This window comes from Paraburkholderia diazotrophica (genome assembly GCF_038900755.1).
GTDB lineage: Bacteria > Pseudomonadota > Gammaproteobacteria > Burkholderiales > Burkholderiaceae > Paraburkholderia > Paraburkholderia diazotrophica_A.
Genome location: NZ_JBBPEN010000004.1, coordinates 375,783 through 396,940 on the forward strand (window position 1 = coordinate 375,783; position 21,158 = coordinate 396,940).

Annotated in this window: 14 protein-coding genes and 1 pseudogene; 10 read left to right on the forward strand and 5 right to left on the reverse strand. The window is 61.8% G+C overall.

Annotated elements, in window-relative coordinates:
• Positions 1-2: 2 nt before the first annotated feature.
• From tkt to fba, 4 genes are all read left to right on the forward strand, one after another.
• Positions 3-2,057, forward strand: a complete 2,055-nt coding sequence (tkt, locus tag AABE10_RS15665) for a transketolase (protein WP_342934182.1) — start codon at positions 3-5, stop codon at positions 2,055-2,057.
• Positions 2,054-2,719 carry a phosphoglycolate phosphatase gene (gph, locus tag AABE10_RS15670; RefSeq protein ID WP_342934183.1) on the forward strand — a complete coding sequence of 222 codons (666 nt, stop codon included), beginning with the start codon at positions 2,054-2,056 and terminating at the stop codon, positions 2,717-2,719. The genes tkt and gph overlap by 4 nt, the downstream gene beginning before the upstream one ends.
• A 35-nt stretch (positions 2,720-2,754) precedes the next feature.
• Positions 2,755-3,771: a type I glyceraldehyde-3-phosphate dehydrogenase gene (gap, locus tag AABE10_RS15675; RefSeq protein ID WP_342934184.1), complete on the forward strand. Its 1,017-nt coding sequence runs from the start codon at positions 2,755-2,757 to the stop codon at positions 3,769-3,771.
• An 88-nt stretch (positions 3,772-3,859) separates the two neighbouring features.
• Positions 3,860-4,906, forward strand: coding sequence for a class II fructose-bisphosphate aldolase (fba, locus tag AABE10_RS15680; protein ID WP_342934185.1), 1,047 nt, complete (start codon positions 3,860-3,862; stop codon positions 4,904-4,906).
• 105 nt (positions 4,907-5,011) lie between these two features.
• Here the strand turns inward: fba and AABE10_RS15685 are convergent, their stop codons facing one another.
• Positions 5,012-6,685 (reverse strand): phospholipase C, encoded by a 1,674-nt coding sequence (locus AABE10_RS15685; protein WP_428983325.1) that lies wholly within the window; start codon positions 6,683-6,685, stop codon positions 5,012-5,014.
• A gap of 814 nt (positions 6,686-7,499) precedes the next feature.
• On the opposite strand from AABE10_RS15685, the gene AABE10_RS15690 reads away from it, so the two are divergent.
• Both AABE10_RS15690 and AABE10_RS15695 read left to right on the forward strand, forming a co-directional pair.
• Positions 7,500-7,820 (forward strand): HPF/RaiA family ribosome-associated protein, encoded by a 321-nt coding sequence (locus AABE10_RS15690; RefSeq protein WP_342934186.1) that lies wholly within the window; start codon positions 7,500-7,502, stop codon positions 7,818-7,820.
• A 103-nt stretch (positions 7,821-7,923) separates the two neighbouring features.
• A pseudogene (locus AABE10_RS15695) lies at positions 7,924-8,106 on the forward strand (BON domain-containing protein); the annotation flags it as partial.
• A gap of 202 nt (positions 8,107-8,308) precedes the next feature.
• Here AABE10_RS15695 and AABE10_RS15700 read toward each other — a convergent pair.
• The 3 genes from AABE10_RS15700 to AABE10_RS15710 form a co-directional block, all read right to left on the reverse strand.
• Positions 8,309-9,292, reverse strand: a complete 984-nt coding sequence (locus AABE10_RS15700; protein WP_342934187.1) for a universal stress protein — start codon at positions 9,290-9,292, stop codon at positions 8,309-8,311.
• Positions 9,293-9,473: 181 nt separating this feature from the next.
• Positions 9,474-11,894 (reverse strand): penicillin acylase family protein, encoded by a 2,421-nt coding sequence (locus tag AABE10_RS15705; RefSeq protein WP_342934188.1) that lies wholly within the window; start codon positions 11,892-11,894, stop codon positions 9,474-9,476.
• A gap of 163 nt (positions 11,895-12,057) precedes the next feature.
• The gene (locus AABE10_RS15710) at positions 12,058-13,632 is read right to left on the reverse strand and encodes an alpha-amylase family glycosyl hydrolase (protein WP_342934189.1); all 1,575 of its coding nucleotides are present in this window, start codon (positions 13,630-13,632) and stop codon (positions 12,058-12,060) included.
• Between the two features lie 49 nt (positions 13,633-13,681).
• On the opposite strand from AABE10_RS15710, the gene AABE10_RS15715 reads away from it, so the two are divergent.
• The 3 genes from AABE10_RS15715 to AABE10_RS15725 all read left to right on the forward strand — a co-directional run bounded on the left by AABE10_RS15715 (position 13,682) and on the right by AABE10_RS15725 (position 18,289).
• Positions 13,682-15,346: an alpha-amylase family protein gene (locus AABE10_RS15715; protein ID WP_342934190.1), complete on the forward strand. Its 1,665-nt coding sequence runs from the start codon at positions 13,682-13,684 to the stop codon at positions 15,344-15,346.
• 65 nt (positions 15,347-15,411) lie between these two features.
• Complete coding sequence (locus AABE10_RS15720) at positions 15,412-15,687, forward strand: hypothetical protein (RefSeq protein ID WP_342934191.1); 276 nt, start codon at positions 15,412-15,414, stop codon at positions 15,685-15,687.
• Between the two features lie 196 nt (positions 15,688-15,883).
• A complete protein-coding gene (locus AABE10_RS15725; protein ID WP_342934192.1) occupies positions 15,884-18,289 on the forward strand; it encodes a phosphoketolase family protein in 2,406 nt (801 codons plus the stop codon).
• A gap of 36 nt (positions 18,290-18,325) precedes the next feature.
• Here AABE10_RS15725 and AABE10_RS15730 read toward each other — a convergent pair whose 3' ends face one another.
• A complete protein-coding gene (locus tag AABE10_RS15730; RefSeq protein WP_342934193.1) occupies positions 18,326-19,264 on the reverse strand; it encodes a LysR family transcriptional regulator in 939 nt (312 codons plus the stop codon).
• 392 nt (positions 19,265-19,656) lie between these two features.
• Between AABE10_RS15730 and AABE10_RS15735 the strand changes: the two genes are divergently transcribed.
• Positions 19,657-21,141, forward strand: a complete 1,485-nt coding sequence (locus tag AABE10_RS15735) for a sulfatase-like hydrolase/transferase (protein WP_342934194.1) — start codon at positions 19,657-19,659, stop codon at positions 21,139-21,141.
• Positions 21,142-21,158: the final 17 nt, after the last annotated feature.

A 21,158-nucleotide genomic window follows, 5' to 3' on the forward strand; every position in this document is an offset into this window, starting at 1 on the left:
CAATGAATCAACTCGCTTACATGCGTCTGGAGGAGACGGCGCCGCAGAGCCGTCGCCGTCTTGCGAACGCGCTTCGCTTTCTCGCAATCGATGCCGTCGAGGCAGCGAAATCGGGCCATCCGGGCATGCCGATGGGCATGGCCGATATTGCAGAAGTGCTGTGGCGCGATCATTTGCGGCACAGTCCGGCCGATCCGTCGTGGCCGGATCGCGACCGCTTCGTCCTGTCGAACGGTCACGGCTCGATGCTGCTTTACGCGGCGCTGCATCTGACGGGCTACGATCTGCCGATCGACGAACTGAAGCGCTTCCGGCAATTGCACGCGAAAACGCCCGGCCATCCCGAAGTCGGACTCACGCCCGGCGTCGAGACGACGACGGGCCCGCTCGGGCAGGGACTCGCGAACGGCGTCGGCATGGCGTTCGCTGAGAAACTGCTCGCCGCGCGCTTCAACCGGCCTGGGTTCCCTATCGTCGATCACCGCACGTATGTGTTTCTCGGCGACGGCTGCCTGATGGAAGGGGTCAGCCACGAGGCCGGCTCGCTCGCGGGCACGCTCGGGCTCGGCAAGCTGATCTGCTTTTATGACGACAACGGCATCTCGATCGACGGTCATGTGAGCAACTGGTTCACCGACGATACGGCGGCGCGCTTTCGTGCGTACGGCTGGAACGTGATCGGACCCATCGACGGCCACGACGCGCACGCCGTCGATGCGGCGATACGCGACGCGCACGAGAACTCGAAAGCAAAAGCGCACGACGCGCGGCCGAGCCTGATCGTGTGCCGCACGACGATCGGCTGGGGCTCGCCGAACAAGGCGGATACGCACGACGTGCACGGCGCGCCGCTCGGCGCGGCTGAAATCGAGGCGACCCGGCGCGCTCTCGACTGGGATCATCCGCCGTTCGAGATTCCCGATGACATTCGCGCGAACTGGAGCCAGCGCGAGCGTGGCGCGGCACGCGTGCGCGAATGGAGCGCGATGCTCGAAGCGTATCGCGTCGAATATCCGCACGAGGCCGCGGAGTTCGAGCGCAGGATGCGCGGGGAACTGCCAGAGGAATGGCCGCGCGTCACGCGGCAGCTTGTCGACGTCGCGCGCGGCGTCACCGGGCCGACCGCAACACGCAAGTCGTCGCAGATCGCGCTGGACGTGCTGGTGCCCGAACTGCCCGAACTGTTCGGCGGCTCTGCCGATCTCACGGGCTCGAACCTGACGGCCGTCAAGGCGTCGCGCCGATTCGTGCCGGGGCAGCCGATCGATCCGCACGCGAACTATCTGTCATACGGCGTGCGCGAGTTCGGGATGATGGCGATCATGAACGGGATGGCGCTGCACGGCGGCTTCATTCCCTACGGCGGCACGTTCCTCGTGTTCTCCGACTACGCGCGCAACGCGATACGTATGAGCGCGCTGATGAAGCAGCGCGTCATCCATGTGCTTACGCACGACTCGATCGGCCTGGGCGAAGACGGTCCGACACATCAGCCGATCGAGCATCTCGCGAGCTTGCGTCTGATTCCGGGCCTCGACGTGTGGCGTCCATGCGATACCGTCGAGACCGCGATCGCGTGGCAGATGGCGATCGAGCGGGCGAACGGCCCGACGTCACTGGTCGCGTCGCGCCAGAACCTGCCGCAAGCGACACGCGACGATACACAGATCGCGCTCGTGCGCAGAGGCGGCTACGTGCTGAGCGAAGCGACGGGCGGCTCGCCTGACGTGGTGATCATTGCGACGGGATCGGAAGTCGCGCTCGCGCTTGCCGCACAACGCCAGCTCGACGAACACGGCGTGCAAGCGCGCGTCGTGTCGATGCCGTCGACTTCCGTGTTCGACCGGCAGGATGCCGCGTATCGCGCTCAAGTGTTGCCACCGGACGTGCGCCGTGTCGCGGTCGAAGCCGCGCACAGCGACTTCTGGCACAAATACGTCGGCCCGGACGGGCGCGTGCTCGGCCTTGCATCGTTCGGCGAATCGGCTCCGGCGGGCGAGTTGTATGCGCACTTCGGCGTGACGGCCGAACGCGTTGTCGAGGCGTGCATGCGATGAAAACGCGGCTTGTCACGTTCGATCTCGACGGAACGCTGATCGACACGGCGCCGGAACTTGCGCTGGCCGTCAATCGTGTACTCGACGGGTACGGCTATCCATTCGTCACACTCGATACCGTCATCGGCCACATCGGCAACGGCACACGTGTGCTGATGCAACAGGTGCTGACGGGCCTCGGCGTCGAAGCGGATATCAGGCTTGACGAGATCATGCCCGTGTTCGACGCGCACTATGACTCGATTGCGGGCACCACTGCGCAGCCGTATCCGCGAGTCCACGATGCGCTCGCGCGGCTGCGGTCCGCCGGTATGCACATGGCCGTCGTGACGAACAAGGACTACCGCTTCGCGCAGCGGTTGTTGCAGCAAGCGGAACTCGCCGCGTATTTCGACGTGGTGCTCGGCGGCGACAGCCTGCCGTACAAGAAGCCTCATCCGCTGCCGATCCGCTATTGCCTCGATCATCTGAAGGTGCCCGTGCGTGCAGCAGCGCATCTCGGCGATTCGCGCACCGATGTGCAATCCGCGCGCCGCGCCGGTGTCGCGGCATGGGCCGTGCCCTACGGCTACAACCACGGAGAGCCGATTGCAAACGCGCGGCCGGACCGCGTATTCGCGACCATCGACGAGATGGCCGATCACGTCGTGTCGGCGCACTGAGCGAATCGACATGAACTCACGATAAAGGAGTCGACATGCCCATCAACGTGGCGATCAACGGTTATGGCCGCATCGGCCGCAATATCCTGCGTGCGCTGTATGAATCGAAGCGGTCGGATGAAATCCGTATTGTCGCGATCAACGATCTCGGCGACGCGCGGATCAACGCGCATCTGACCCGCTTCGATACCGTGCACGGTCCGTTTGTCGGAACGGTCGACGTGGAAGAGGACGCATTGATCGTCAACGGCGACCGTATCAAGGTGCTGTCCGTGCGCAATCCGGCGGAACTGCCGTGGCGCGAGCTGGCCGTCGACGTCGTGCTCGAATGCACGGGTCTCTTTACGAGCAAGGAAAAGGCGTCTGCCCATCTTGCAGCGGGCGCGCGCAAGGTGATGATTTCCGCGCCCGGCGGCAAGGATGTGGACGCGACGATCGTGTACGGCGTCAACGATGGACTGCTGAGACAGTCGTTCACGGTCATCTCGAACGCGTCGTGCACGACCAATTGCCTCGCGCCACTCGTCAAGCCGCTGCATGCGGCGATCGGCATCGATCGCGGTTTAATGACGACGATTCATTCGTACACGAACGATCAGGTGCTGACGGACGTGTATCACACGGATCTGCGCCGCGCGCGTTCCGCCACGCAGTCGATGATTCCGACGAAGACGGGCGCGGCCGCCGCTGTCGGCCTCGTGATTCCCGAACTGAACGGGCGGCTCGACGGTTTCGCGATTCGCGTGCCGACGATCAACGTATCGGTCGTCGATCTGACTTTCACGTCGATGCGTCCGACGAACGTCGACGAAGTCAACGCGATCGTCAAGGAGGCCGCACAAGGCGAACTCAAAGGCGTCGTCGGCTACAACGACGCTCCGCTTGTCTCTGTGGATTTCAATCACGACGCGCGCTCGTCGATCTTCGACGCGACGCAGACGCGTGTGTCGGGCGGCACGCTCGTCAAGGTGCTGAGCTGGTACGACAACGAGTGGGGCTTCAGCAACCGCATGCTGGATACCACGGTCGCGTGGATGAAGGCTGCGCAATGAATGCGCCGCTGCCGAACGATTCGTCGTCGAACACACTTTCGCGCGTGGGCGACTCGCAAGCTATCGCGTCATCATCAGGAGACTTGTCATGGCACTCATCTCGCTGCGCCAACTGCTTGACCATGCCGCCGAGCAAGGCTACGGCGTGCCCGCTTTCAACGTCAACAACCTCGAACAGATTCAGGCGATCATGGAGGCCGCCGAGGACACGCAAAGCCCCGTGATCCTGCAGGCTTCCGCCGGCGCGCGGAAGTACGCGGGCGAGCCTTATCTGCGTCACATGGTGCTCGCCGCGACGGAATCGCATCCCGACATTCCCGTCGTGCTGCATCAGGATCACGGCGGGAGTCCGTCCGTGTGTCAGATGTCGATTCGTTCGGGCTTTTCGAGCGTGATGATGGACGGCTCGCTGGAAGAGGACATGAAAACGCCGTCGAGCTACGAATACAACGTGCGCGTCACGCGCAACGTGTGCGAGATGGCGCATCCCGTCGGCGTGTCCGTCGAGGGAGAGCTCGGCTGTCTGGGTTCGCTGGAAACAGGCGACGCGGGCGAGGAGGACGGCGTCGGCGCGCAGGGCAAGCTGTCACACGACATGCTGCTGACTGACCCTGCGCAAGCGCGCGATTTCGTCGAGCGCACGGGCGTCGATGCGCTGGCGATTGCGATCGGCACGTCACACGGCGCGTACAAATTCACGCGCAAGCCGAGCGGCGACATCCTCGCAATCGACCGCATCGCGCAGATTCACGCGCAGATTCCGGACACCCATCTGGTGATGCACGGATCGTCTTCGGTGCCGCAGGAATGGCTGGAGATCATCCGCAAGTTTGGCGGCGAGATCAAGGAGACGTATGGCGTGCCCGTCGAGGAAATTCAGCGCGGGATTCGCAGCGGCGTGCGCAAGGTCAACATCGACACCGATATCCGCCTCGCGATGACAGGTGCAATGCGGCAAGTGTTCGCGCAGCAGCCGTCGGAGTTCGATCCGCGCAAGGCATTCGCAGCTGCGAGAAAGGCGGCGCGCGGCATGTGCGCCGCGCGCTTCGAAGCGTTCGGCTGCGCAGGGCAGGCGCCGCGGATCAAGCCGGTTCCACTCGAGCAGATGGCCGAGCGTTATGTGGTGACGGCCTGACGTCGGACGGCACCTGGTTGAAGCGAAGCGTGCGCCCGCCCTGCTGCATCCGCAGCGGGGAAGGCGCACTCATCTAACGTGCTGACGCTCAGCCGTGCAACGGCATCAGATCTTCGGCGGCCGCTCGACTTGCACGCCCGTCGTCGGATCGAGGAAGAGCTTGCGTTGATAGCGACCTTCGCCGCGGCGGTTGAAGTCGAACATCCCCATGATGCTGCCCGCCTTCGCATCGAACGATCCGCCGCCGATGCGCTGTCCATCGAGCCAGTTGTCTTCGATGAAGCGCACAACCGACGACTGATCGATCAGCGTGTGGTCGACGAGGTTCTCCTTGGCCCACGGCGAGATTACGACAAACGGGATGCGCGTGCCCGGACCGCAGCGGCCGTTCACGGGTTTGCCGTTCAGGCCATCTTCCGCCGAGCCCGTGCCGCAAATTCCAGCGCCATTCAACTGGTCGGCGACGGAATCGTACGATGCGCTTGTCGGCATCGCATAGGCGTGGTCGTACCAGCCGTCCGAGTCATCCCATGCCACGATGACGGCCGTATCTTTCCAGTCCTTTTGCTGCTGGAGGAAGTTGACGACCTTCGTCACGAACGCCTGCTCGTCGAGCGGATCGGAATAGCCGGCGTGGCCGTCCTGGAAGGCTGGGGCCTTGAGGAAGCTCACTGCCGGGAAATTGCCGGCGTTCACCGCGTTGAAGAAATCGTCGATGTCGTACTGGTGATTGGCGGGGTCCGCGCTGTGGCTACCGTTCTGCATGGTGTGGCCGATCGCCTGGATCGAACTCGGGCGCAGGTGTTTCGGATTGGCCGTCGACGCGTAGTACTGGAACCAGTTGTGATGGGGAATATAGTCGGCCGTCGCGGAGCCGACGACCGTCGACAGCGTGCTGCGCTTGCATCCCGTCGTGCCATTGCTGTTGATCGCCGCGAGGTTGAAGCCGCCCATGAAGCCGCCCCACGTGATGTTGCGCGCGTTCAGCAGGTCGCCGATATTCTTGCCGGTCATCAACGCGGTATCGGTCGTGCTCGAGCAGCTGTCGTAGGCCGGGTCGACGTCATTGATCATCGTGAACCCGCCTTGCCCGTCGTTCACATAGTATGAACCCGAGGCGGAAGGCTGCTTCGTCGTCAGCACAACCTTCATGCCGTTGGTCTGCCCGGATACTACTTCGAGCGCGCCCGGCGTCGACGGCCCGTAGGTCGACGTATAGGCGTTGTCGCTCATCGCGAATCGTTGCGCGTAGTTCCATAGAGCCGTGACCGTATTGCCGTCGAAATAGCCCATCACCTGGCCGTTCGTGCCGAACGCGCCGGCACCGCCGCTCGAACCTTTACCTGTGTACTTCGGAAAGAGATCGGCAGCACCGTTGTCATACGCTTGCTGCTCGGCCGTATAGGCGTGGTTCTGGTCGGCCGTGGACGCTTGCGTGCGGTCAAGACGGAACGGATTGGCCGCGCCTGTCCCATTGGCCGTATTCGTGAAGTTCGGGTTGTTCGTGAGCAAGGCGCCCGAGAGACCGTTCACTTGAGGCGTACCCGGCAGTGCGCGGAATTCCGGCTCGCCAGACGGATTGGTCGCATGCGGATAGGTCGCGAAGTAGTGATCGAACGAAACGTTCTCGCCGTAGATCACGACCAGATGCTTGATCGGAGTAGCCGTATGAACTTCGTCCGGCCGGTTTTTGTCATGTTCGTCGGAGGCGCTCCACGCTACTGTCGATGCGAATGCTGCTGCTGTAAGCGAACCAAGTGCTATCTGACGCCATTGCATATCAGGCTCCTGTTTGGATTCGTATTGGCGGGGATGACCGCGGCGCCCGGGCGCAGAGAGATTCAGATACGCATTACATCGCTGACGCCGTTCGGATGGGAGAGGCTACGCGGCAGTGGGGTACAGGAAAGCGAAATCATTAAAGCATCGACGTATGAATGCTGAGCGTCAGAGTCCTTACGGAATATTTTCGCTGCAAGAAATCAGGCGTCAGATTGCGAGTGCTCTTTGAGAGAGCATCGCAAAAGAAGGGCTATGAGTAGTTCTTTGGCGCCATGCGATGGCGGAGTGAGACGAATGAATAGATGCCTGGGACAATCACTTATGCGAAGGGGTGAGTAACGGGCGTCAATTGCGCGAGTACTTCTGAATGGACGAAGGCGATCCGCTATACCGCTTTATATACATCGCGTAGTTTGCTGGCGTCGTTTCGATCAGTTGCATCGTCAATTGCCTTAGCGGCGAATGGTCATAGGTCTCCACTCGGTCTTATCCTTTGGCGGAGCCCAGGTGCGTCGGCGGAGTCGGGGATGGGCTGATACGCGCCGTTGACTGTCCGTTCGATAAAGCGGCACCAGTTTTCGGGCATGTCGGGCGTCCTGATCCAGAACGAAATTCGCACGCCCGCAAAGGACGACCGATCGCGCCGCAAAGCACCACTTCGAACCGATACGCGCTCCCGGCCGGGATGGAATGCACGCGATTGTGCCAGTTGACCCACGTCAACGACGGCAGTCCGCGTCACGCGATGATGCGATGAAGGCGTGCGTGTTTCGCAAACCGCGGCCAACATCGACATCGAACGGAGACGAAGATGGGCATTGGTATGCAGATCGTCTACCTCGGCTTCTGCGGGACGAAGCAGCTGGAATCGGAAGCAGCCGCACAGCTGGTGAGGCTCGATCGCTATAGCGCGCTCGTGTCGAACTGTCATCTGGCAATCGAAGCGATACGCTCGCGAACCGGAAAGCCGACCTACGACGTTCGGCTCGACCTCATCACGCCCGCGCACGATCTCAAACCCATCGCGCACTACTCGGGCGAGAACGCGGAAGAAGCGATTCGCTGTGCCTTCGACGTCGCAGAGAGGGAACTCCATACGGCCGCCGACGCGGCAGCACTACGACGGCATTGATGTCGCGCGAATATGCAGGCGATTGATCTGCATCAGACGAGCCACCTTGTTGCGGACGGAAGCTTTACTCATGGTGCCTCGTGCCGCGATTCGCTTCGAAAAGATCGCGCAGGCGATGCAGCGGCACGCCGAACGCGAAGTCAAACATATCAGTATCCATGTCAAGGAAGGCATGGTGACGTTGACGGGCAAAGCGGGTTCTTACGCGGAACGCGCCGTTGCGAGAGGGGCTGCGTGGAGCGCGCGCGGCGTGCATGCCGTCGTGGACGATCTCGTTGTCGAGTGATATGTAGCGCTGTCGCGGCGTTATGCGAAGATCGAACTCGATATGAAATCCGAAGCGATAGCGGAGGAATCGACTGGCGCGAGGTCGCCTCGCTGCTACTGGCGACGGCTTCACGCCGATGTATCGGCAGTCGGCTAGCGCGGTCGCAGGATTTGCCGCGCTCGCGCTATCGGCGCTGTTGACCGTTCCTCCGGTCGCGAAGCTATTCGGCATGCGTGCCGTTATGGCCGGATTGATGTAAGTGTTCGCGGTGACGGACGAGCAGCACGGGCGTATCGGCGAGCCGCACCGTGCGCGCGGCGACGCTGCCGAGAAACCATCGCGCAAGGCCGCGTCTTCCATGCGTACCGAGAACGAGCAGATCGCCGTGCCACCGCGCGAAGTCTCGCATGATCGTGTGCGGAACATCGTCGCGGGTTTCGTGCGTCTCGATCATCGCTGTCTCTGCATAGCGGCCCTGATCGGCGCAGATGCGCGCCGCGTGTTCCAGGGTTGTGCAACCCTCGTCGAGAAATGCGCGCTCCAGTTGATCGTTGGGCGCGCTGTCCGTGAGATGCACGGCGCGATCCACGACGTAGATCGCGCGCAGTCGGGTCTCGGGCGTCGAGATTTGAAGACCTGTCCGCAGTGCAAAGAGCGAGCAGGCGCTGCCATCCACTGCAAAGGCGATACGCTCGGGCGGCGTGTTCGTAGGGACGCGGCTCGTCTCGGGCACGACCAGCAACGAGCAGTCTGCGCGTCGCGCGGCGGGCTCCGATACGGTGCCTTCGATCCAGCGCAGCAGCCCATGATGATGCCGGGCGCCCATCACGATCAGGTCCGGCCGCCAGTGCGATGCCGCGTCGAGCAACGCATCGACGGTATTTCCGTTGTGGACGGAAAGATCGACGAGCCCGGATTCGACCTCGGTCCCGGGAAACATGGCCTCGATCTTGCCGAGCACCGCGCGGGCATCGCCGACGATCTCTTCTCTCGCTGCGGCCAGATAGCCCTGGGTCGTCGCACCGAGCCGAAACAGGGTGCGCGGGTTTTGCGCAACGGTCACGATCCGGATCTTCGCGCGATCGCCGAACAAGGCTCTTGCATACTCGGCCGCGCGTATCGTCGCATCGGAATCGTCGACGGCCAACATGACACGCGTGAACGCGCTAATGGCCGCGCGCGTGACATTCGATGCTTGCACCATGATGGTCCTCCGCTTCGAGGGACAGTTTGATGTGTTCATTTTCCCTGCGAAGAGAGGTGCTTTCGATTGACCGTAGTCAACGTCCGGTGCAACGTGTCGATGCGCTTGCCCGGCACGGCTCGCGCGACCGATAAGCGGACGGCCGCGCGAACCCGCCTGATTGCATCATCGCGCTAATGTGTCATTGCGTCCGCGTGCCGGGCACGAGATGAATGCGCTTTTCCGTCGCCTTCTCGACGGCGGCGCGAGTATAGAGCAACGGAAAATAGTCACCGTTCAGCCACATCTGCGCGAGGTCGCGATAATGCGGACTGTCCGGGTCTCCCGATTCTCCCGGCAGATTCACTGCACGCGAGTTGTCCCAGTTGCCCACGTCGACGATCACGCGGAACGACGGCCCGTTGGTCTGCCGGAAGTCGATCGCGCGATACGTCGACTGGTTCGGCGTGTACGCGCTGCCGCCTTTGCCGATGGGGCCGACGTTGAGTTTCGCGCGCATGTCGCTGTCGACGATATCGGCGAACGGATGCGCATTGAGGTTGGTTTGCAGCTTGCCCCATTGCCATGCGCTCGCATCCGCGCCTTGCAGACGCACCATTTCGCCATACGCATCGTGCAGGCTCGCGAGCAGCACGGCGTCACGCTTTGCCGGCGCGTTATCGCCGAGGCGCGTCTCGGGATGCTCTAGCGTATCGAGCATGACGGCCGTATCGGGCGCGCCGAACGAATCGGCGGCTTCCTTCGGCAATACTGCCTGCTTGAACGCGCGTCCGAGATGATGGCTCAGCCACACTTCTTCGAGCGCCGCCTGCGGGGAATCGGCTCGCATCTGCGCATCCCAGCCCTTGAGCATCGAGAGCGCGGCGCGCGTATCGGCGTCGTCGCTCGAAAGCGGGGCGAGCAGCGCGACGAGCCGGCGCGCGGGAATCGACACGTCGTCGTTCTGCAAGCGCTCGCTGTCTTCGATCGATACCTTCGTCAACCCCTTCAGCACTTCGTCAATGCGCTGATGCCGCGACCCGTTGGTCCATTCGAAACCGAGCTTGCGCTCCTTGTACGGATAGTCGGCGGGCAGGTTCATCTCGTTGGACGTCGTGAAGTAGCCGTCGCGCGGATCGAAAGCGGACGGCATGTCGTCGCGCGGCCAGAATCCCGCCCACTCGTAGCGGCCATCGCCGGGCACGGGCATCAGACCGTCCCAGTTCGGACGCTTTGGAGAAAGACCGCTGGGCACCCAGCCGATGTCGCCATGCGTGTCCGCATAGACCTGGTTGACGGTCGGCGCGCCCCATGTCGAAAGATCGCTCTTGAATTGCGTGAAGTTCTTCGCGCGCATGTAGCGCATCGAATCGAAGTACGGCGACATGCCGGGTGCGAGCCATGCCGTGCGCACGGCAAACGCGCGATGCTTCGCGTCCTCGGTGTAAATCACGGGGCCGTGCCGCGTGAAGGCCAGGTCCGCCTTGACGGGCGGGCCGCCGCGCACGGCGATCGTCTCGTGCACGATGCGCATCGGCTCCCAGCGGCCCTTGTAGCGATACTCATGCGGGTTCGCCGGATTCAGCTCGTAGACGTACAGGTCTTCCTGATCGATGTTGAAGATCGTGAGGCCGAATGCGATCGTGCCGTTGTGTCCGATCGACACGCCGGGCGCCGACGGCTCGCCGCCGCCGATGATATCGAGCGTCGGCGCGCTGACCTGCTGGATGTAACGCAGGCTCGGAGCCGCGTACGCGCGATGCGGATCGTTGGCCATGATCGCGCGGCCCGTCGCCGATTTGCCCGGCGCGATCACCCAGTTGTTGCTGCCTTCCGTCACCTCTTCGGGATTGTCGGCGGCGGCGATAATCGTCGTGGATGCCTCCGCGCTCTTGAGCGAATCGGGTGTCACGTGCACGCTTTGCGTGGCGAGCGTGAAGACCTTGAGCACGTCGTCGGGCAGACACGGATCGAGTCCTTCGGGCATCTGCGGCTGCCACGGCGGCTGCAAACCGAAGCGCACCGAATCGGCGGCAAGCGAGCTCTTGCACGCGACCTTTGCGCGCGCCACTTCGCTGGTCAGATTGCGCGTGAGACCGTGGCTGCGAATGCGCACGACGTCATCGGCAGACCACTTCGCGGGCCAGTAGCCGACCTTGCGGAACTCGTAGGGCAAGCGGTCCGGATGTGCGGCGAGCCAGTCGATATACGCGTTCACGCCCGCAGCGAAACGCGTGGCGACGGGCTTCGCGTCGGGACCATAGCGTTTCCATTCCGTCGACATGTCGCCGCGATAGAGAAAGAGTCGCGTCGCCTTGTCCTGCTCCACATAGGCAGGGCCGAATACTTCGGCCAGTTGTCCAAGGCCGCGACGACGCCACAAGTCGATCTGAAACATGCGGTCGCGCGCTGCGTTAAAGCCCTGCACGAAGAACGCGTCGTGCTCGTTATCCGCGAAGATATGCGGCACGCCCCATTTGTCGATGAGGATGTCTGTCGGATGCGTCAGCCCTTCGACCGTGATCGTTTCTTCCGGCGCAGTGTCGGCGCGCACATGCTGCGACGAGAGCGCGCCAAGCGCCGCGCAAGTAAAAACGACTGCGAGAGTGTGTCTTGCCTTCACTTGTTTCCTCCTTATGGTTGGAATGCAATGTCTACTCGAGCGTATCGAATGTACCGGAGTGTTCGTGTTTGCGCTAATGGCGTTTTGCGCATGCGCGACGGGTTCGTTTGCGGGCGCAACTTCTGCGCGAGTGGAGGGGCTGGCGGCAGGAAGTCGATAGAAATCAAACGGACGCGATCAACGCTTCACCAGCCGCAAGCCGATTGGCACCTTCGACAAGCGCTTCGCCGTCACGGTGCGCAAGCGTCGACAGGAGCACTACGCCCGCGTGCATTTGCACGGCGGCATCTTCGACGCCCATGTTCAGCGCGATCAACAGTCGTTGATTGTGATGGCGCCGTTCATAAGTCAGCACATCGCCATATGCGGCGACATTATCGATAGTGCCCTGCACGAGCGCGGCGTTGTTGCGCCGCAAGGTCAGCAGACGGCGATACAGCGACAACATGCTCGACGCGTCGCTCTCCTGATCCCGCACGCTCGTGGTCATGGCAATGGGGAGCCACGGCTTGCCGTTTGTAAAGGCCGCATTCGGCAGAGAGCTATCCCACTGCATCGGCGTGCGCTCGGGGTCGCGTCCCTGGCCGATGCCGGGTTGCCGGCGCTCGGCCGGGTCCTGAATCTCATCGGATGCAATCGCGCCGTCCGTCATGCCGATTTCGTCGCCATAGTAGAGCGTCGGGGTGCCGCGCAGTGTCAACAGCAGCACGGCGGCCACGCGCGCCTGCGCTATGCCCACGCGCGACGCGACGCGCGGATTGTCGTGATTGCCGAGCACCCAGTTGGGCCACGCGTGTTCGGGCAACGCGCTGTCGTAATCGCGGATCATGCCGGCGATCACGCTCGCGTTCCAGGTCGCGCTCAGCAACTGGAAATTGAACGGCATGTCCGCGCCATCGCCGTTCGTGCCGTAGTACCTGATCAGTTGCGGGACGGGCAAGTAGATCTCGCCGATCAGCACGCGCTCGCCGTACTCACCGAGCGTCGCGCGCATCGAGCGCACGATTTCATGCACTTCCGGCTGATCCTCGGTGTAAGTCTGCAATAGCCGGTGATGGTCGGGCGCACCAGGCCCATACGCGGGATTCGGCGGGTTGTCGCGAAACCGCGCGTCCTTGATCAGCAGCCACAGCACGTCGACGCGGAATCCGTCCACGCCGCGGTCCAGCCAGAAACGCAGCACGTCGTCCATCGCGCGGCGCACTTGCTGGTTGCGCCAGTTCAGGTCGGGTTGTTCACGCAGGAACGCGTGATAGTAGTACTGACGCGTACGCTCGTCCCACTCCCACGCGGAGCCGCCCATGCGGCTCAGCCAGTTGTTCGGCGGGCCGCCATCGGGCGCAGGGTCGCGCCACAAGTACCAGTCGCGCTTCGGATTGTCGCGTGAGGAGCGGCTTTCCTCGAACCACGGATGCCGGTCGGATGAATGATTCGGCACGAAGTCGAGCAGCACCTTGAGCCCGAATCGATGCGCGTGGTCCACCAATTGCTTGAAGTCGGCGAGGGTGCCGAACATCGGGTCGATGTTGCAGTAGTCCGCGACGTCGTAGCCGAAGTCGGCCATGGGCGACGGGTAGATCGGCGAGATCCAGACTGCATCGACGCCCAGCGAGACGAGGTATTCCAGGCGTGCGTCGATGCCGCGCAGATCGCCGATGCCGTCGCCGTTGCTGTCCTGAAACGAGCGCGGATAGATCTGGTAGATCACACCGCGTTGCCACCACGCCAGCTTCGACATTGCAATTCCTCTCAACGATTGACTGTTCTGGCGACACGCGCAAAAGCACATGCTCAACGACCTCTGGTACAAGAACGCGATCGTCTATTGCCTGTCGGTAGGCACGTTCATGGACGCGAACGGCGACGGCGTCGGCGACTTTCAGGGTCTCATGCGCCGGCTCGACTATTTGCAGGGGCTGGGCGTGACGACGATCTGGCTGATGCCGTTTCAGCCGTCGCCGGGGCGCGATAACGGCTACGACGTGTCCGACTACTACAACGTCGATCCGAAATACGGCACGCTCGGCGACTTCGCCGAATTCACGCACGCGTGCGCCGAGCGGGGGTTGCGCGTCATCATCGATCTCGTGGTGAATCACACGTCCGACCAGCATCCGTGGTTCAAGGAAGCACGTAGCGATCCCGGTTCGAAATATCGCGACTGGTACGTCTGGTCCGACAGTCAACCGTCAAGTGCGAAAAGCGGGGTGGTGTTTCCGGGCGTGCAAAAGTCGACGTGGAGTTTCGACAAGCGGGCAAAGCGCTGGTATTTCCATCGCTTCTATAATTTTCAACCGGACCTGAACACGTCCAACCCTCGCGTGCAGGCCGAATTGCTGAAGATCATGGGCTTCTGGATCCAGCTCGGCGTGTCGGGGTTTCGCATGGACGCGGTGCCGTTCGTGATTGCGACGAAAGGCCCGAAGGTGCGCCGGCCCGTCGAGCAATACGACATGCTGCGCACCTTTCGCGAGTTCTTGCAGTGGCGCGAGGGCGACGCAATCATTCTCGCGGAAGCCAATGTGATGCCCGACACGGACCTCGACTATTTCGGCGACGAAGGCGAGCGCCTGCCGATGATGTTCAACTTCCAGCTCAACCAGAACACGTTCTACACGCTCGCGACGGGCGACACGAAGCCGTTGAAGAAAGCGCTGCTCGCGACCAGGCCACGCCCGCCGACCGCGCAATGGGGTGTGTTCCTGCGCAATCACGACGAACTCGATCTGGGGCGCCTGACGCCCGATCAACGCGCCGCTGTATTCGCCGCGTTAGCTCCGGAGCCCGACATGCAGCTCTATCGGCGTGGCATTCGCCGCAGGCTTGCGCCGATGCTGGCGGGCGACAGACGACGCCTCGAACTCGCGTACAGCTTGATGCTGACTTTGCCGGGCACGCCCGTGTTCCGTTACGGCGATGAGATCGGCATGGGCGACGACCTGCGCCGGCGAGAACGCGAAAGCACGCGCACGCCGATGCAGTGGTCGACGGAACCGCAGGGCGGCTTCACGAAGCATCCGAGGCCGCCCGTCCGCGTGATTTCAGGCGGCGCGTATGGCTTCGAGCGCGTCAACGTGGCGAGCCAGCGGCGCGATCCGAATTCGCTTCTGAACTGGATGGAGCGAATGATCCGCATGCGCCGCGAAGTGCCCGAAATCAGTTGGGGCGATTTCGACGTGCTGCGCGCGTCGCGAAACGATGTGCTTGCACTGCGTTACGACTGGCGCAACAACTCGGTGCTGTGCTTGCATAACTTCGGTGACGAGGCGTGCACCGTCAGATTCCGCTCCGGCTACAACGAAACGGGTGACGACAGGCTGATCAATCTGCTGTCCGACGACCACAGCCACGCGGACGATGACGGACGTCATGCCGTCGTGCTCGAGCCTTATGGATACAGGTGGTATCGCGTCGGCGGCCTCGATTATCTGTTGAGGCGCACCGAGGTCTAGACACGCGAGCCGCGATCTGCCCGCGATCGGGCACTCGAATACATCCGCGCAGAGGAGAGGCAACCATGCAATCGGGTTATGCAGCCGCCGCCGTCGCGTCTGCTCTGGTCGTCATCTATGTTCATTCAACCATCCCGCGCTATACGCTGAGCGGATCGAAAAGGGTGATCGCCCATTTGTCGCTGGCGGTCGTCGGCATTCTTTTCGGCGTGGTCAGCGCGATGGTATTCGGGTCGGTCGCTTCGCCGTGGCTGGTGCTCGTCGTCGGATTCGGCGTGGTTCATGTCCCGGCGGCGTGCGTATTGGCGATTAAACATCTACGCCATTCAGGCAAAAGCTGAGCGCTACGGCCGCGGAAGAGTCTGCCGATCGATGATTGCGCACGCGAGCGCACGTCGTCCGTAGCCGTGAAAATGAAAAATTCCACATTGCCGCCTATGATACGAAGGTCCGACGCGGCCGGGTGCATCGCCAGATCCGTCATCGAGCGGTGGCCATGTTGCGCACGCGGAAACCACGACTATGGAGATGCTCGAAATGGACGATGTTCTCCTCGATGCCACCCCGTTGAGCGCCGACGAATTGCACAACATGAACCGGTACTGGCAGGCGTGCAACTACCTGTCGGCCGGCATGATTTACCTGCGCGCCAATCCGCTGTTGCGCGAGCCGCTTGCGAAAGAGCACATCAAAAGACGATTGCTCGGCCACTGGGGTTCCGATCCGGGGCAAAGCTTCGTGCTCGTGCATCTGAACAGGGCAATTACGCGGCAGGACCTGAATGTCATTTTTATTTCCGGGCCGGGCCACGGCGCGCCGGCGACGTTGGCGCACAGCTACCTCGAAGGGCGCTACTCGGAGATCTATCCGGACCGTGCCGAAACAGAAGACGGCATGGCGCGCTTTTTCCGCCTGTTTTCGTTTCCGGGCGGCATCGGGTCCCACTGCACGCCCGAAACGCCGGGTTCGATTCACGAAGGCGGCGAACTGGGCTACAGCCTTTCGCATGCTTACGGTGCCGCGTTCGATAACCCCGATCTGCTCGTTGCGGCGATGATCGGCGACGGCGAAGCGGAAACGGGGCCGCTCGCCACTTCATGGCATTCGAACAAATTCCTCAATCCCGTCCGCGACGGCGCCGTACTGCCTATTCTTCATCTGAACGGCTACAAGATCGCCAATCCGACTATTCTCGCTCGCATTCCGCACGAAGAACTCGCCGCGTTGATGACGGGTTATGGTCACAAACCGTATTTCGTCGAAGGTGACGATCCGCAGACGATGCATCAGAAGATGGCTGCGACGATCGATCGGTGCGTCGAAGAAATTCGGGCGATCCAGACGCGCGCACGTACCGATGGCGATCTCAGCCGTCCGCGCTGGCCGATGATCGTTCTGCGCACGCCGAAAGGATGGACGGGCCCGCGCGAAGTCGGCGGGCACAAGGTGGAGGGTTCATGGCGTGCGCACCAGGTCCCCATTGCGGACCCTGAGAGCAACCCGGAGAGCCTCAAGCTCATCGAAGAATGGCTGCGCACGTATAAACCGGAGCAACTGTTCGACGAGTCGGGCAAGCTGGTCGAAGAATTGCGCGCGCTCGCGCCGCGAGGCGATCGCCGGATCAGCGCGAATCCGCATGCGAACGGCGGCGCGTTGTGCAAGGCGCTCGATCTGCCGCCCTTCGAAGATCATGCCGTCGACGTGAAGGTTCCGGCCGCAACTTATCTGTCACCGACGGGTGCGCTCGCGAAATACCTGTGCGACGTGATGCGCCGGAACATGACGAGCTTCCGCGTATTCGGACCGGACGAAACCTCGAGCAACAAGCTCTCGGCGATCTACGAGGCGTCGAAGAAGACGTGGCTTGCGCTCACGGAAGGAAGCGATAGCGACGGCGGGGAGCTGGCCGCCGACGGGCGCGTAATGGAAATGCTCAGCGAGCACACGCTGGAAGGCTGGCTCGAAGGCTATACGCTGACGGGCCGCCACGGACTCTTTGCGACTTACGAAGCATTCGTGCATGTGATCGATTCGATGTTCAATCAGCACGCGAAGTGGCTCGAAAAAGCGAAGCGCGAATTGCGCTGGCGGCAACCCGTGCCGTCGCTGAACCTGCTGATCACGTCACTCGTATGGCGCCAGGATCACAACGGCTTTACGCACCAGGACCCCGGCTTTCTCGATGTCGTGACCAATAAAAGCCCGGACGTCGTGCGCATTTATCTGCCGCCCGATGCGAACTGCCTGCTGAGCGTCGCCGATCACTGCTTGCGTTCCCGCGATTACGTGAACGTGATCGTCGCTGACAAGCAGCCGCATTTGCAGTATCTCGACATGAAGGCTGCAATCACGCATTGCACGAAGGGCGTCGGTATCTGGGACTGGGCGTCGACCGATCAGGGCCAGGAACCGGATGTCGTGATTGCGAGCGCGGGCGATATCGCGACGATGGAAGCGCTCGCTGCCGTCGAAATACTCAAAGGGCTGTTCCCGGATCTGAAGATGCGCTTCGTGAATGTGGTCGATCTGTTTCGGTTAATGCCGGACACCGATCATCCGCACGGGCTGTCATCGCGCGATTTCGATTCGCTGTTCACGACGAACAAGCCGGTGATATTCAATTTTCACTCGTATGCATCGCTCGTTCACAAGCTCACGTATCGCCGCGCGAACCACGTGAACATTCACGTGCATGGCTATGCGGAGAAGGGCAACATCAACACGCCGCTCGAACTGGCGATCATCAACGGCATCGATCGCTTCACACTGGCCATCGACGTGATCGACCGTGTGGCGGCGCTGCGCGGCGTGGGCGACCATGCGAAAGAGCGCTTGCGCGATCAGCGGATCGAACACATCACGTATGCGCACGCCGAAGGAATCGATCGAGAGGAAATTCGCAACTGGACGTGGAAAGGCGACGAGGTGGTTAAACCGGTGTGAATGTCGAGCATTGCGCGCTCGCCATTTCGGCGAAATTCATCGCCGCTTTTTTCGGTTCTTCTTCGCGCGTTCTTCCAGACGTTCGTTGCACTCGACAAGGGTTTCGATCGCCTTTTCGGCGCTCGGCGATAAGGTGCGATGCGCGAGACTCACAATCGCGAATCGCGTCGTCAGTTCCTTCGCGTCTTCGAAGTCAATGGTTTGGAGTGCGCCGCTGTCGAGTTCTCGCCGTACCGCCGAGAAAGGACCGTATATCACCATATCGGAGTCCGTTGCCAACTCCTTTAGCGTGTGAAAGCTGTTGCATTCGACCGCGAACTTCGGCTGTTCAAAGGGCTTGTATTGCATCAGCTTGCGCAAGGTCTCCAGCGTGTGTTTCGGGGCTGGCACGGAAGCCACCCGAAGTTCTCTCAGCATCGAAATTTTGCACCGGCTCCTGGCAAAAACAGGGTGTTCCGGCCTCGCGAACCATCCGCATTGGCAGGACGGTAACGACCTGATCGCCAGTTCCGGTGACGTTGGCACGGTGGATTCGACGGTGATCATGAAATCAATGGTCTCTGCGTGGAGCCGTTCGAGGAGCGCGCTCCAGTCGTCCACACTGACATGCACGGAAAGACGCGGGTGAGACCGCGCGAGCACAGCGATCGTGTCGCTCAATAGCGCCGCAGCGGGAATGGGACCCGCGCCGATCATGACTTCCCCAAGCTCATGATTATTGAAGAGCTTCACGTCGCGATCGAGCGCCCGGATTTCAAACAGCGCTCGCCGCGCCCGCTCGACAACCAGCTTTCCGCCAGGCGTCAGGACGATTCCGCGAGGATGACGATCGCATAGCCGCATGCCGAGTTCGTCTTCCAGCGATTGAATGCTTCGCGTGAGCGCAGATTGTGTCAGGTGTACTTTTTCGGCGGCTCTTGCGAATGCGCCTTCGTCTGCAAGGGCAACAAGGTGTTCGAACTGGCGCAGGTTCACTATGAGTTTCGCTCAACAATGGCATTCGTAATTTGCAATGGAAGTATAGACCGGTCTCGTCTAGATTTGGAGGCTGCGAAATATGGGACGTCCGCGACGTACCTGGGCGATGCTTGCCGCGATGCACAAGAGCGCAGGAATTCGCCCGCCCGCAGACACAGCTGAGACACATGCATGTACTGACCGTACTTGCCCATAACGAAATTGCAGGAGACAACGTGAAACGGAAGATGATCCCAGTGTGGTTTATCGCTGCACTCTGGGGAGCGATTTGGGCAACCCAGGCGGTCGCTGCGTCAACGATTACCGAGCCAACGAGAGTCGCCGGCCAGCCCGGCTACAACCAGCCCAATCAGTACCTCACTGCCCAGACGGTCAAACTGGCGGATAACATGGAGCCGGTCATCAGCAATCCGGACCAGGCCGCCGAAGCCGGGCAGAAGCTGGCAGCGTTGCAGAAGCGGACCGGCAAGCGTCCGAATGTCGTGATCTTTCTGCTCGACGATGTCGGCTACAGCGACTTTGGCTTTAACGGTGGCGGGCCGGCTGTCGGCAACGATACGCCGGATGTCGACCGCATCGCGAGCCAGAGCCTGATTCTGAGTTCCGCCTACTCGCAGCCGAGCTGCTCGCCCACGCGCGCGACGATCATGACGGGCGAGAACATGGCGCACCACGGCATCCAGATTCCTGTCATGTACGGTCAGCCGGGGGGCCTCGCCGGAATGACCACGCTTGCCGGGCTCATGTCGCGGCAAGGCTATACGACGCAGGCGGTCGGCAAATGGCACATGGGCGAAAATACCGCGTCACTGCCGCAGAACGTCGGCTTCGACGATTTCCGTGGCTTTCTCTCCGTGTCCGACATGTACACGGAGTGGCGCGACCCGCAGTACAACCCCGAAGTGGCGCTGAGCCCGCAACGCTATAACTACATCCTCAATCTCCCGTTCAACAAGAGCGACGTGCATGCCGTCAAGGGCGGCCAGCTCGAGAATCTGTATGAGATCAACCCGGACAGCATCAAGGATCTCGACCAGAAGTGGCTCGACTACACCGTTGGTTTCCTGAACCGGCAGAAGGACGCCACGAAGCCATTCTTTCTGTACTACGCACCGCGTGCGTGTCACTTCGACAATTACCCGAACGACTATTACCGGGGAAGGTCCGCGGCGCATACGAACTACGGCGACTGCATGGTCGAGGTGAACGACATGTTCAGGAAGCTGATCGATACGCTGAAAGCGAACGGCGAGCTGGATAACACCATTATTTTCTTCGGCTCCGACAATGGCCCGGAGCAGGAAATCCAGCCGGCTGCGAAAACGATGTTTCGCGGCGGCAAGGGCTCGACATGGGAAGGCGGTGTACGCAGCCCGTTCTTCGTGTACTGGAAAGGCATGATCGCGCCGCGCAGATCGGACGGCCTCTTCGACTTCGCCGATATGTTCAACACGTCGCTGTCCCTCGCGGGGCTGCCCGGCGCGGAACTGGCGAAATCCGTGTCGCCGACGACCTATATCGACGGCATCGACCAGACGTCATTCCTGCTCGCCGACAAGGGCGTGTCGAACCGCAAGAGCGTCTTCTACTTCTGGAACGACGAAGTCTCGGCCGTGCGCGTGGACGAGTTCAAGATGATGTTCAAGGCGCAGCTGCCTGATTCGGCTACCCGCATGGGCTACAACGGAGGCTTCGCGGGCACGATGGGACAGACGTGGACTGCCCTTGTGTTCAATCTGTATGCAGATCCTATGGAACAGGAGTCGGTCCTTGCGCGGCACATCCCGCTTGAAGTGCCGCTGCTCAGAGAATATCAGCGCTACCTTGCCGTGCTGAAGAAGTACCCGCCGCGGCACCAGTTGTCCATCAAGTAGGCATGCGTTGGCGCCGT